At 58.2% G+C, this 13,375-nt stretch carries 14 protein-coding genes; 6 read left to right on the top strand and 8 right to left on the bottom strand.

Translation table 11 applies throughout. The annotated features are described in order from the left end of the window. Position 1 precedes the first annotated feature (1 nt). From XH91_RS38060 to XH91_RS39205, 6 genes are all read left to right on the top strand, one after another. Positions 2-976: a flavin reductase gene (locus XH91_RS38060; RefSeq protein ID WP_128929549.1), complete on the top strand. Its 975-nt coding sequence runs from the start codon at positions 2-4 to the stop codon at positions 974-976. A 35-nt stretch (positions 977-1,011) separates the two neighbouring features. Beyond that, on the top strand, positions 1,012-2,070 hold the full coding sequence (locus XH91_RS38055; protein ID WP_164934239.1) for a ketopantoate reductase family protein: 1,059 nt from the start codon (positions 1,012-1,014) through the stop codon (positions 2,068-2,070). A gap of 31 nt (positions 2,071-2,101) precedes the next feature. After that, complete coding sequence (locus tag XH91_RS38050) at positions 2,102-3,106, top strand: Ldh family oxidoreductase (protein WP_164934240.1); 1,005 nt, start codon at positions 2,102-2,104, stop codon at positions 3,104-3,106. Positions 3,107-3,190: 84 nt separating this feature from the next. Next, a complete protein-coding gene (locus tag XH91_RS40320; RefSeq protein WP_128929546.1) occupies positions 3,191-3,430 on the top strand; it encodes an SDR family NAD(P)-dependent oxidoreductase in 240 nt (79 codons plus the stop codon). Between the two features lie 18 nt (positions 3,431-3,448). Continuing rightward, positions 3,449-3,691 (top strand): SDR family oxidoreductase, encoded by a 243-nt coding sequence (locus XH91_RS40315; RefSeq protein ID WP_128930146.1) that lies wholly within the window; start codon positions 3,449-3,451, stop codon positions 3,689-3,691. Beyond that, positions 3,692-3,847: a hypothetical protein gene (locus tag XH91_RS39205; RefSeq protein WP_164934241.1), complete on the top strand. Its 156-nt coding sequence runs from the start codon at positions 3,692-3,694 to the stop codon at positions 3,845-3,847. A gap of 459 nt (positions 3,848-4,306) precedes the next feature. On the opposite strand, the gene argE is transcribed toward XH91_RS39205, so the two are convergent. The 8 genes from argE to XH91_RS38000 all read right to left on the bottom strand — a co-directional run bounded on the left by argE (position 4,307) and on the right by XH91_RS38000 (position 13,320). Then, positions 4,307-5,470 carry an acetylornithine deacetylase gene (gene argE / locus XH91_RS38035; protein WP_128955170.1) on the bottom strand — a complete coding sequence of 388 codons (1,164 nt, stop codon included), beginning with the start codon at positions 5,468-5,470 and terminating at the stop codon, positions 4,307-4,309. 304 nt (positions 5,471-5,774) lie between these two features. Next, the gene (locus XH91_RS38030) at positions 5,775-6,449 is read right to left on the bottom strand and encodes a DUF1028 domain-containing protein (protein WP_128929544.1); all 675 of its coding nucleotides are present in this window, start codon (positions 6,447-6,449) and stop codon (positions 5,775-5,777) included. Between the two features lie 4 nt (positions 6,450-6,453). Beyond that, complete coding sequence (locus tag XH91_RS38025) at positions 6,454-6,870, bottom strand: RidA family protein (protein WP_128930145.1); 417 nt, start codon at positions 6,868-6,870, stop codon at positions 6,454-6,456. Between the two features lie 64 nt (positions 6,871-6,934). Continuing rightward, positions 6,935-8,224 carry a flavin-containing monooxygenase gene (locus XH91_RS38020; protein WP_128930144.1) on the bottom strand — a complete coding sequence of 430 codons (1,290 nt, stop codon included), beginning with the start codon at positions 8,222-8,224 and terminating at the stop codon, positions 6,935-6,937. A gap of 328 nt (positions 8,225-8,552) precedes the next feature. Then, positions 8,553-9,812, bottom strand: coding sequence for a Glu/Leu/Phe/Val family dehydrogenase (locus tag XH91_RS38015; RefSeq protein WP_128929543.1), 1,260 nt, complete (start codon positions 9,810-9,812; stop codon positions 8,553-8,555). 243 nt (positions 9,813-10,055) lie between these two features. Next, positions 10,056-11,327 (bottom strand): hypothetical protein, encoded by a 1,272-nt coding sequence (locus XH91_RS38010; RefSeq protein ID WP_128929542.1) that lies wholly within the window; start codon positions 11,325-11,327, stop codon positions 10,056-10,058. Between the two features lie 47 nt (positions 11,328-11,374). Next, positions 11,375-12,811, bottom strand: coding sequence for an NAD-dependent succinate-semialdehyde dehydrogenase (locus tag XH91_RS38005; protein ID WP_128955169.1), 1,437 nt, complete (start codon positions 12,809-12,811; stop codon positions 11,375-11,377). Between the two features lie 14 nt (positions 12,812-12,825). Further along, on the bottom strand, positions 12,826-13,320 hold the full coding sequence (locus XH91_RS38000) for a flavin reductase family protein (RefSeq protein WP_128929540.1): 495 nt from the start codon (positions 13,318-13,320) through the stop codon (positions 12,826-12,828). Between the last annotated feature and the right edge of the window lie 55 nt (positions 13,321-13,375).

The raw sequence follows: 13,375 nt of genomic DNA, 5'->3' as shown, positions 1-13,375 counted from the left end.
CATGCAGCAGTTCTCCCCGACCATCGCGGCCGTCGACAGCGGCGATCCCAAGGCAGATCCGGCCGCGTTTCGGCGCTGCCTCGGCCAATTCGGGACCGGCGTGACCGTCGTCACCGCCGCTCACGGTGACGAGCTCGTCGGAATGACGGCGAACTCGTTCTCCTCGGTCTCGCTCGATCCACCGCTCGTGCTGTGGTCGGCCAAGCGAACGAGCCAGAGCTTCCCGACCTTCAAGGTCGCCACGCATTTCGCCGTAAACATTCTATCCAGCGACCAGATCGCTCTCTCAAATCATTTTGGCCGCTCGGGCGGCGACAAGTTCGGGGGCGTCTCCTGGAAGCGCGGCATCGGCGGCGCACCGCTGCTCGAGGGAACGCTGTGCAGCTTCGAATGCCGCAAGGCGGCCGAATATCCCGGCGGCGATCATCTGATCATGCTGGGTGAAGTCGAACGCTTCGTGCGCCACGACCGCGGCCCGCTACTGTTTGCGCAAGGACGCTATTGCATGGCCGCCGACTTCGCCGATCCCACCGACCTGTCGAAGGCGACCGGACAGGCGCACGCCGGCGGCCCGATGAATGAGTTCATGACGGCGCTGATGTATCGTGCCCATGGCGTGCTCTCGGCAGCGCTCGACGAGGGTCGCCATGCCGAAGGTCTCAGCGTCCTGCAGAGCCGGTTGATGGCCGCGATCGAAACGTTGCCGGGACGCACGCTCGCGAGCTTGCTGCCTGAATTGTTTCTCGGGCTCAACGCCGCGGAGAGCACCGTGAACGAGCTAGTGCGCATGGGCCTCGTCGAGGCCGACGCTAGCGGCGGCTTGACACTCACGGCCATGGGACGCGACCGCAACCACGCACTACACGCGCGCGCCCGCGCAATCGAGGCAAAGGAACTGTCCGGCATTTCGCCCGGCGAGATCGCGAGTTGCCGGCACGTTCTCGACAAGCTCGTTCGCCGCGCACCGACGGCATAGTAAGAACCAAGGCCGACGACGAAGGAACAATGGTAATGAAGAAACGTATCGCAATCGTCGGCGCCGGCGCTGTCGGCAGCTATCTCGGCGGCCATTTGGCGCGCACCGGCAACGACGTCACGCTGATCGATCCCTGGCCCGAGCACATCGAGACGATCCGCCAACGCGGGCTGCATCTGTCCGGCATGAGGGATGAGGAAACCTGCATCGTTTCGGTCCCGACGATGCACCTCACCGAGGTGCAGAGCCTTTCGAGGCAGCGGCCGATCGATATCGCGATCATCTCCAGCAAATCCTACGATACCGAATGGTGCACGACCCTCATCAGGCCGTATCTCTCGCCGCAGGGCTACGTCGTCTCGGCGCAGAATTCGATCAACGAGGAGATCATCGCCGGCGTCGTCGGATGGGGACGCACGGTCGGCTGCATCGTCGGCAATAATTTCGCCGTCGATCTCTATGAACCGGGCTGCGTCCGTCGCACCATGCCGCGCGACTTCGAGACCAAATCGATTCTCGTCGGTGAGGTCCATGGGCGCGTGACGCCGCGCGTGAAGGAGCTGCACGCCCTGTTTACCCCGATCGACGGCTCTGGCGTCACTACCAATCTGTGGGGCGTGCGCTGGTCGAAGCTCTGCGTCAACGGCATGCGCAACGGCGTCAGCGCCGCGACCGGCATGAGCGGAAACGAACGCGACGCCCATCCCGTGATCCGCCGCCTCGTCATCCGCCTCGGCGGCGAAGCGATCCGGACCGGCCAGTCGCTCGGCCTCGACCTCGAGCACATCACGGGCATCGAGCCGAACCTGCTACGCTCGGCATCCGAAGGCGACGCCACGGCGCTGGCCGAGGTCGAGCGGCACATGCAGAAGGGAACCGGTTCGCAGGCGCGCAGCAATTTGCAGCGTCCCTCGATGGCACAGGATATCCAGAAGGGGCGGCGCACCGAGATCGGTGAGATCAACGGCTTCATCGTCCGCAAGGCGAAGGAGGCCGGCTGCGCAGCGCCGGCGCATGAGCGGATCGTCGATATCGTCCGCAAGGTCGAACGCGGCGAGGTTACCCCGCGCCCGGAGCTGCTGTTCGAGATTTGAGATAGAAAGCCGGGCGATGGAGACGATCAACATGCTGCTGCCGCCGCTCGAAGCGTGGGTCGCAACCATCTTCGCGCGGGCCGGACTCGGCGAAGATGACGCGAGGCTGGCAGCCCGTCGTCTGCTGCTCGCCGACATCACGGGCGTACGGACCCATGGCATCGCGCGTCTGCCCTCGTATTGGCGCCAGCTCGCGCGCCGCGGCTTGAACCCGAGGCCGGATATCAAATGCGGCTGGCATGGCACGGTGTTGGTAATCGACGCCGATCTTGGGCTTGGACAAATCGTTGGCCCCAAGGCGTTGGCACTGGCGATGGATGCGCTTGGCCCGACCCGACCGTTCGTCCCCTTTTTGATCCGCAACGCCGGACATCTTGGCGCAGTCGGCTCGCATCTGCTCGACGTCGCCGAAAGCGGCAGGGTCGGCTTCCTGTCGCAGGTGACCCAGCCGGTGATGGCTCCCGGGGGCGCAACGCGGCCGGCAATCGGTAACAATCCCATTGCATTTGCAGCGCCGAGGCCGGACGGACCACCGCTGCTGATCGACTTCGCGATGAGCAATGTCGCGCGCGGCAAGATCCACGTCGCCCTACGCGATGGCCTGCCGATCCCGGAAGGCTGGGCGATCGACGCGGAGGGCCGGCCGACGACCGACCCGACCGCGGCGCTCGCCGGCTCGATCCTACCGGCCGCCGGTCACAAGGGACTCGCGCTGGCGATGATCGTGGAAGTGCTTGCGGGAGTGCTGACCGGGGCAAGGCCCCTGTTGTCGGAAGGCGGCGCCCCGGGCGGCGTCGGCGCCTTCGGCTTCGTGTTCGATCCGGCGGCGCTCATCGGCAAAGATGCTTTCGATCAGAACATGCAGGCTTGGACGCAGCGCTATCTCGCAGCGGTCGGAGGAAATGGCCGCATTCCCGGCGAGCGCGCGGCAGAACTGCGCGCGCAAGCGGACCAGGTCGGGATCGCGATCGAGCGCAATCTCTTCGAACAACTTGCCGAACTCGGTCGAGAAGGCGGAGCGGTACTTCCAGCTTAGTTCAATCGTTCGCAGGTGAGCTCCGAGGTGCGGTTTGTGGTGGCCGTCTCGTGCGCTGGCGGCGCCGGTGGGAGGACGCGACCGATGAGGGACGTGGCGGTCGTTACGGGCGCAGGGCGTGGAATCGGTCGTGCAATCGCCGACGCGCTCGGTAAGGCCAATTTCACCGTCGCCCACGTGAGTCCCGAGGATCTGGAGCAGGAGCCAATTCCGGCTCCCGACCGGTATTATAGATACGATGTTTTCCGAGATCGGGAAACGATGCGTTGCTGGCCCGGATTGCGGGAGAGCTCGGCGAGCCACCTGCCTGGTCAACAATGCTAGCGTAAGCTCACTGCAGCACTGCAGCGCGGGGATATCCTCGACCTTGAGCCGGAAAGCTACGATCGGACGCTGGACATCAACCTTCGTGCCGGCTTTTTCCTCACACAGTGTTTTGCGAGGAGGTGCCTGGGCCTCGTCGAAAGGCGCCCGGGATCGGTGATCTTCATCGGCTCGGCGAATGCAGAGATCATCGGCGAAAACAGGGCCGACTGTTGTATCAGCAAGGCGGGCGTTGGAATGACACCCGGCCTGACGTCGTAGATGGTGATAGGCTCGGAAGCCAGTCGTGAGGCGAACAGCTTCGTCATCATTCGCACCGAGATGACAGCCGCGGCGAAGGATCGTTATGACGATTTGATCGCCACCGGCGGCATTCCAATGGCGCGCTGGGGCCTGAAGAGATCGGCCGGGCCGTGACCCTCCCTGTTCGCGGAGAGATCCCTTATGCGATCGGCATTCATATCGACGTTGGCGGTGGCCAACAGCTCTCCCGCCTTTGAACTTGAGCTTGCAGTCTTGCGTCCGGTCGAGTTCAGAGCAGAGCGCGTCAGGCGTCAGCGATTCGCGAGGCGATATCCTCGAGCGGACGCCGGCTGAAATCCTTCGCGAGCTGGATTTTGAGCAGTCCGAGCTTCGCAGTCTTCGAGTGCTGATTTGATGGTCGGTGGTGCCAAGAAGCCTATGTCTCGCCCCAGCCGGGCGGGAGCGGCTGGTCCAACCCCGCAGGCAGCTCGGTTCCCGCGCCACCCAAGTGGGTGATGGTCTAGCGGGGTAGTTCGGCGATCTCACCGCCGCGGTCTCCCGGGCTCACTCTATGTCTGGGCGCAAGTCACATCGTTGCGCGAGTTCCTGCCGCATCGGGCCGCAACGCCTCGCTCAGGGGAAGCCATGGCCGCTTGCTAGTCGGTCAATCAATCTATCTAACATCTTGTCGCAGCGGTCAATCTGGTCAATTTCGATAAACTCATCCGGCTTGTGACCCTGCTGCATCGACCCCGGTCCGCAAACGATCGTTGGAACCCCCAGTCTCTGCAAAAACAGGCCGGCTTCCGTTCCGAATGGCACCTTCACCACGTTGGCGTCACCGGTGAGAGACTTGACAAGATGGACGACCGGGGCGTCGCAGGCGATATTGAGCCCGGGATAACTGTTGACTACATCAATATTTATAGCGGCTTCGGACGCGATGGTCCTTGCGCCATTGGCGATTTCACTCGCTCTAGTTCGCAGCCTACTCAATATCTCCTCAGGTATCTCCGCTGCGACATTCCTGATCTCGAACTCTAACTCGCATCGGCTCGGCACAATATTGAGCATTCCCCCCGATTTAATCGTGCCGACGTGAAGCGTTGTATACGGAATTTCGTAGCTCGCATCCCGCGCGCCCTCGTCGCACAACTTAGCTTGCTCTCTGCGGATGGCTTCGACAAATTCGCAACCCAAATGGATCGCGTTTATCCCGGTAGGCGCCAATGCGGAATGGCATTCCCGGCCAACGCAAGTAACGCGAGCCGCAACCTTGCCTTTGTGTCCGATTGCAACGTTCATATTTGTTGGCTCACCAACGATACAGAAAGATTGCCGTTGCAGCTCATTCACCATCGAGTCAAGCAGACCTCGCACTCCTACACAGCCAATCTCTTCATCATATGATAGTGCCAGGTAGAGAGGCGCATTTAAGCGTGTCTTCGACGCCTTAAGCGCGGCGGAAATGGCACAGCCCACAAAGCCTTTCATGTCTGCAGTTCCACGACCATACAGCTTACCGTCTTGTCGTGTGGCGCTAAATGGCGGTTTGGTCCAGCTCTGATCATCGGCCGTAACGACGTCCGTATGACCTGAGAGAATTGCGCCTGGCCGATCATCGGGTCCGATCGTAGCCAGCAAACTCGCTTTTCGCCCGTCCTGCGAATAGACAAGACGGCAGGTCACGCCGTTTTCGCGAAGCAGCTGAACGACAAAGTCAATCAAATTGAGGTTTGATTCCTGGCTGACGGTCGGAAACGCAACCAACCTCTGAATAATGGCGATGCTGTCCATCTGTATTTTGCTCAGTTTTCCAGTTCTTCTGAGGTTCGTAGCGTTCGCTCGTCGCCAGACTACAGCGTCATCATGGTTGTCCGAGACAGCATCAGATCTCCGCTATGAAAGGTCGATACAAAATTAACCCCAATCTGCCCGACATTTGCCAATGCCCACAATTCAGGGGTCTTCTGTCAACATCCGCGGGTTTGCGTAGACTGCTGACTTGAAGCGTATAGCTCAATCTACTCTGTGCTCTGGCACCGCGTCATGAAGACGATCAAGGGAGCGGTGCGGCCAATGGCGAGCGCTCGTCGGAGCGCTATTCGTCACCCGGGACGCCGAACGAAGGAGCCGCTCGTGGATCAAGCGCGCGCTTCACGTAGGCGTTAAGTTGGGGTTTGTAGACCTTCCAGGCAGAAACGAGCAGTTCGATCGGACACTCTTGTGTCCAGTCGCAGCGCAGGTCCACGACTGGCCAACTGACTTGGTCAACAAGCTTCATGCCGGCTGAGTGTAACGGACCGGCCTCCCCGCCGGCGGCCAACCCGGCTCTTAGTGACGCAATCAGGCGGTCACCAAGATGCCCTGACGAACCAATGAATGCATCGACAATTGCGTGCGGTACTCCGTCATTTGCTAGGAGATTGCCGCCGGCCGCGACATTTTCTCCGCTCGTCTGAGCCCATATGCCTAGTGAATTGGGCCCTGAATAAACAGCGGCATTTCCGTCGCGGTCAACTGCCAGTAGCTGGCGATACTCGATAAATCGACTACGTTGTTTCACTTCTTCGACGGCTTCCCACGCGGACATGCCGCTCTCCATCGCATCCAAGGCCAATGGTCCTAGCGAGGGATCAGTTACGTTCTGCGAAGCGACCGCGCCGACACCAGCTCGCGCGAATGAACACCTTGAAGCGACAGCCGGAGATGAAGACGAAATCGCTACGCCGAACATTCCAGTCTGGTCGCACCGAGCAACTAGGGAAAACGTCATACGCTCACTCGGGTATCACCGCTGTGGCGTCGATTTCAACAAGCCACTCAGGTCGCGCCAACGCTTGGACAACAAGTCCTGTGGACACGGGATGCACGCCCTTTATGTACTGACCCATCGTTCGATAAACGGCCTCCCGATGCCGCACGTCGGTAAGGTAAACGACAACCTTGACCAAATGTTCAATCTTACCGCCACTTTCTTCGATGAGTTGCTTAATATTCTGCATCACCTTATGCGTCTGCTCGACAGGATCATGGCTGTCGATGTTGACGGCGTCATTCAAGCTCTGGGGGCACTGGCCCCGTAGCCAAATAATTTTTCCGCCGCTAGTCACCACTGCCTGACATAGATCATTGTCGAGCTTCTGCTCCGGATAAGTGTGTTTCGTATTGAATTTCCGAATCCGCCTATGAGCCACTTCTTGCTCCTTCTTACGTGTCAGCACCCGCAACCCCAACTGGTGAACTGTTTCGCCAAAAAACTTAGGGGCCTCCCGTCGCTTTTCGTGGATCAACTTTCTCCGATTTTACGACGTGATGTTCCAGGTAACGCCGCCGAGTAGAGATACGATCAGCAATATATTTAGCGTCATGCCAGACACCCCAGATAAAAGCGGACCCTCGCCTAGATTGCCAAGGCAAGCCCACAAAGTAGACGCCCGGCTCCGAGGATACCCCACGTTGGTGTTCGGGTTTTCCGGCCTCGTCGAAGGCCTTGACCTTAAGCCAGCTGTAGTCCGACGAAAAGCCCGTCGCCCAGATGATCGTATTCACGCCGGCAGTCTTTAGATTGAGCTCACGCTGCGGATTCATTAGGCAGTCCGGGTCCGGGAGTAACCTGCGCGCTTCAGGCTCCTCCGGAAGTGCAAGTCCATTCCGCCTAACGTATTCATCGGCCTCATCCAACAGAGTGAAGAGCGAGGCGTCACCCATCGCGACATTCTTCGCGAGATCACTGGCAAACGTTACGTTGCCTGCCTCGAACGCTTCAGTTGAGCCAACAAGCATCATTCCGTCTGCGGCGAGCTTCCTGAAGTCGACCGTGTATCCCCCACGGGCCCCACTGACGGAGATCGTTACGTGCTCGGTACCGCGAACTCTTGCTTCATTATCCCACTTTCCCAAGACGCCGAGCCACCAGCAGAAGTCGTAGCCGCGGTAGGAGCGCGGGGGGCGTTCGTGGGGGCCCACGGAGAGATAGACCTTCCGATCAGAGCGCAGAAGTTCGTCTGCGATCTGGCTTCCGGAAGATCCTGCGCCAACAACCAACACGGCCCCTCTAGGCAACTGCTCCGGGTTTCGGTAGTCGCTCGAGTGAATTTGGACGACTCCAATGTCCTGCGGTACTACTTGAGGTATTGTCGGAATCTGGAATGGACCGATCGCTGCAACTACGTTATTTGCCTCCAACGTCCCTTGCGAGGTTTCCACTCGAAAGCCCAATCGTCCCTCGTTCCGTTGTACGGCCGTAACCTCCACCCCACAGCGCACCGGCGCGGCAATCTTCTTTGCGTAGGCAACGAAATAGTCCGCGATCTCCTCCTTACCCGGGAACGCATCAGGGTGCGTCTGAAATGTTAGGCCGGGGAAACGGTCATGCCACGCGGGACCATTAGCCACCAGCGAGTCCCACCGGGCTGTTCGCCATCTCTCCGCGATCCGGTGCCTTTCCAAGACGACGTGAGGAATACCAGCCGAAGTCAGATGTTCACTCATAGCCAGCCCTGCCTGACCGGCTCCGATCACGATCGTATCTACTACTTCTAATGACATCTCTGTATCCATTTCTAATTCGATTGAGTGATCGCGTCGAACATGGAGGAAATCCGGTTCGAGAGTTTGGAGGCGAGCATGATCATGTGGGATTATGTCGGAGCGCTTAGGCCTGCATCTATGCGCCGCAGAAGCTGTTCTGAAACTGAGCGCGGAGTTGCAACATGATGGCATCATACCGCTATGGAATTAGCGACTATCCGTGCGCTTGATACAACCGCCATCCCATTCAGGTTGTGGCCATTGCGGCTCGCCGGCGCTAATAAGGCTCGATGTGAACCATTGCGGGTTCGGGCAAATACATCACGGAATCCGACCAGGCCGTCCCTCATGGAAATAGACCTCGCGTATTCTTGGCGCCCCGCACCCGCTCGACGCCTATGGCCATGGCCGCCGTGCGATTGAACACCTTGTCGCGGCTCGCCCTCGCCACCATCCGATCGAACGCTCGATCGAGAATCTGGTATTCGCGTCGTACTACTTCCTCCTCTTCCCAGAAGAGTTGTTGCAGATCCTGCACCCATTCGAAATAGCTCACCACTACCCCGCCGGAATTGCACAGAATATCCGGGATCAGGAAGATCTCATTCTGTCGCTGCGTAAGAACCAGATCGGCTTCCGGTGTCGTCGGCCCATTGGCCCCTTCAGCGACAATACGGCAACGCAGCTTCGTGGCGACAGCAGCGTCGATGACCCGCTCCATCGCGGCTGGCACAAGAACATCACAAGACAGCGTGAGGACTTCCTGCGGATCGAAGGCTAGTTCACTCGAATACCCCGAGAGACTGCCATGTGTTGCCGCATGTACCACGAGTTCTGGAATGTTGAGGCCGGAAGCGCAGTAGAGCGCGCCGGTGTGGTCGCTGACGGCGATCACTTTAACGCCCATATGGTGAAGCTCAAGTGCGGCGATCGAGCCGACATTTCCGAAGCCCTGCACAGCAGCCGTTGCATGGTTCAGATTGATGCCCTGTTCGTTCATCACGCGGCGCGTCAGATGCGCGACGCCCCGCCCTGTCGCCTCGCGGCGTCCCAATGTCCCTCCGGCGCTGACCGGTTTACCGGTAACGATCTCCGTCACGGTCCGGCCCTGATACATCGAATAGGTGTCCATAAACCACGCCATCACCTGCTCGTTGGTCCCCATATCGGGGGCCATGACATCAGTGTGAGGGCCAACGAAGGGGATCATCTCCTGCATGTAGCGGCGTGATAATGCCTCTAGTTCGCGCCTTGATAGATTCGATGGATCGACGCTGATGCCGCCCTTGGCGCCACCATAGGGCAAGCCGGTTAGGGCGCACTTCCAACTCATCCAGATCGCAAGCGCAGCAACCTCGCCGAGGTCCACACTAGCCGCGAAGCGCGTGCCGCCTTTCGTAGGTCCTAGCGTGAGGTGATGCTGAACTCGATACCCTTCAAAAACCGCCGTCGTGCCGTCGTCTCGATGAATAGGACAAGATACAGTGATCGCGCGCTTTGGTATTAACAAGCGCGCCCTCGCGTCCTGCGGCACAGACAGGTGATCAGCGATCACTTCGAACTGTTGTACGGCCATGTCAAAGACAGGTCCACTGTATGTGGTCACGTTTGCTCCATTGTACTCGATCGAAACCGGATCGGACGGCGGATAGCTACCATTCGAAGTATTCCCGCCGCTGTAAGAGGCAAGCAAGCCCCTTCAGCGAGGTCGTTATGCTGAATTTCAACGAGATTCGATGAGCTGAGCGCTCAAGGTAGGTCGAAATGCCCTTGGACGGATGCCTTGCGGAAAACAACGTTCCCTTGCTTTTAGACACCTGCTGTCGCTGGATAGGGAAAACAACAAGCACTACACGAGAGCGGAGACATCAATTGTGTACATTCGCCTCCGTCTCTCGTGATAGGAGTCGATGCAAACGCACTTCCCATCGCGGCTCCACCTTGGGTGAAGATCACACCGGTTCTCTTTAGCCAGAGTTGGATCAGTATAAAAGCTTCCGAGGTCGAGCCGGACTTCATTGTTGGCATCGAAAAGGAAGAGATCACGCAGGTTGGTCTCGGAATGCGGATACGTATCGCTCAAAAGCCAGCGCATATTCACAGGTGAATAGGACATGTGTCCGTTCTCTCTTAGGAGGCCGTCGCCAATAGTCTGGACTAAGCCATTGTGCGCGTCTTGGTAAACCTGATAGTTTATACGTCCGGCGTGAGGTCCCCAGACGACGATGCTGCTATCATCCCGCCATAACGGGTGAGAGATCTGGTATTCGGACTTTTCGTAGTCGTAGGTACCTACGGCCTTTGAATCGAACCGCCGAGCCAGCTGCGGCAATGGATGATCAGAGCATTCAAGGAGACGTAAGTTGCTTCCATCCGGATCCATTGTGATCAAGCGATGCAAGAAGCAGGTCTCGTCTTCAACACGCTCTGTCCATCGGTGAAGGAAGAGCACACGTGTTGATGACGGATTTATCTCAATATGGCTCACCCAATGAATTGCCTTATCCATGGATGGCTTATGAGCAAGCTCGTAAAGTTGGCGGTAACTGACAACGAGTGTCGAGTCGCCGCTTGCAATGTCGAGGCGCCAAATGCCATCATCGTCCGGTGCATTATCCAGTGGAAGCCGTCCCGCGAGTGCGCAGTAGCCGATCGTCTCATGCGTTTTGTAGAGACGTCGATAGTCAATGCACATCGCGAATTTGCTGTTCGCGGCTACGACGTAAATCGGGATATTGAGATCGCGAGTGCGCCCCGTATCCACGTCGGTAATCCGCGCACCGATGTTGGGATACGGGCCACCCGCGTCGTGCGACGTACGAATATTGTAGATTATGTTACGGCCAGGCATGCCGGTGAGCCATTGTAGTTGGCTCCCCATTTGCCAGTTCCAGGCTTGGGTTCGATCAACCAGCCGAAACTCACGCGCTTCATCAAAATAACCGACATTGCAGCCGCTATTTCTGCCAATGCGGAAGTTAGGTTCATCGACTTGGTGGCCTAGGATAAGGCGACCCTGCCCGTCCCACGGCGTCTTATTATAGTAACCAAAAAAGAAGTTGTAATCCTGACCACCAAGTCGTGTGATGCTGACTCTTTCGTTGATAGTTGAAGGGGACATTGCTCCTCACAGAGTCGTCGTGGTCGATTGCCCAAATGGCATGACGCCTAGTAGGCCTTATTGGTGATGAATCTGGTATTGAGATAGCCTTCAGTTGATTCTAGGCCACCCTCGGAACCGTACCCAGACTCTTTGACGCCGCCAAAGGGCGTTTCCGGCAAGGCAAGGCCCAGGTGGTTGATGCTGAGCATACCGACCTCAAGATTCTCCGCCAGGAACTGAGCGTTCGCCGATGATTCCGTGAAGGCATATCCGGCGAGCCCGAAGGGCAATCGGTTAGCCTCTGCAACAGCTTCATTTGGATTGTCAAAGCCGCTAATGAGCGCGATTGGGCAGAATGGCTCATCGTTCATGACTCGCATCGATGGATCGACATTCGCAAGTACTGTTGGCTGCCTGAATGTTCCGCGAGTAAATAAGCTCTCGCCGCCGCACATGAGCTTTGCGCCTCGCTGCCTCGCGTCGTCCACAAATTGATCGAAGAGTTTCCCTCTGCGTTCGTTCGCGAGGGGGCCCATCTGCGTTGTCGCATCCAGACCGTTGCCAACGACAAGCGATTGTGTCTTTTCAACAAAAGCTGCGACGAACTCATGATAAACATCGTTGTGTACCATAAACCGCGTCGGCGCGGCGCAGGTTTGACCGGCGTTGCGATACTTGCCTGAAACGAGCAGCGCCGCGGCTGAGGATATGTCGGCGTCTTTGAAGACAATCGCCGGCCCATGCCCGCCGAGTTCCATCGTCGTCCTCTTCATCTGCTCGCCCGAGAGCGCAGCTAGATGTTTTCCAACCGGAACAGAGCCGGTGAAGGAGATCTTCCGAATCGCCGGGTGGGCAATCAGGTGCCGCGATATTTCATCGGGAGTGCCGTATGCGAGCTGGACAACACCTGTTGGAATGCCAGCATCGACAAGTGACGTGATGATTGCCGCGGCAGATCGTGGCACCTCTTCCGAGGCCTTGACGATCACGGAGCATCCGGCAGCCAACGCTGGAGCAAGCTTCTTCGCGACTTGGCTCGCGGGGAAATTCCACGGGGTGAACGCAGCAACCGGGCCTACTGGAGCACGTACGACATATTGCGCAACGCCTGCTGCACGCGACGGTATCACGCGCCCATAGAGCCGCCTTCCCTCTTCAGCAGCCCATTCGAAGGCATCGGCGCAACTCGCGATCTCCGCTCGCGCTTCCAAAAGAGGCTTACCTTGCTCCAAGGTGAGAACATGGGCGATGGACTCTAGTCGATCGCGGAGCAGGCCAGCTGCCTTACGTAGCGTAACTCCGCGTTCCACCGCGGGCGTTCTCCGCCAAACATGGAACGCCTTCTCGGCGGACGCAGCTGCACGGTCGAGATCGGCCACCGTCGCCTTAGCGACGTGACCGATCTCCTCGTCAGTTGCTGGATTAAAGATCGGGATCGTTTGCTTCTCAGAGCCGGAGCACCATTCTCCGTCAATAAAGAGGAGCGTATTCTCATATTTCATGTGTTCCCCGCAAGTCATCCGTTATTAAAGCGTCCATTCAAATAGACCAGCGGAGACGCATCGTGGAGACCGATCTCGATGACATCGCCAACGATTATGACGTGATCGCCGCCATCAAAGCTGCTGTTCAGGTGACAGATAATATATGAGGCGACGTCCTGGATAATTGGTAATCGATTTAGACCTTCTCGATAGGAAATCGCCGAAAACTTATCTGTCCCCTTCTTTGCAAACGTCATCGCAATGCGCTCTTGGGATGAGGAGAGCATGTTGATGCAAAACCACCCTGTCGAAGTGATGGCGGGGAGCGAGTTCGACTTTCTGTCGATGCATATCAGGTATTGCAGGGGGCTGATCGATAGGCTGACGACGGCGCTCATCGTGGTGCCGAAAAGCGCTCCGTGACTATCGACTGCAGTTACGACGGCGATTCCAGAGGCCCACTTCCGCGACACTTCTCGAAATGTTTCGGGCGTCGCTGTGGCAATGGCGCGACCTGCATCGATCATCTAATGGACCCTCCTTTGAGGTACCAGCGAAAGCATGATAGCGGTGGCGAAGGAC

This window comes from Bradyrhizobium guangzhouense (assembly GCF_004114955.1).
Lineage (GTDB): Bacteria > Pseudomonadota > Alphaproteobacteria > Rhizobiales > Xanthobacteraceae > Bradyrhizobium > Bradyrhizobium guangzhouense.
Note: the sequence above shows the minus strand (reverse complement) of the source record. Positions and strands in the feature narration are given on the sequence as shown.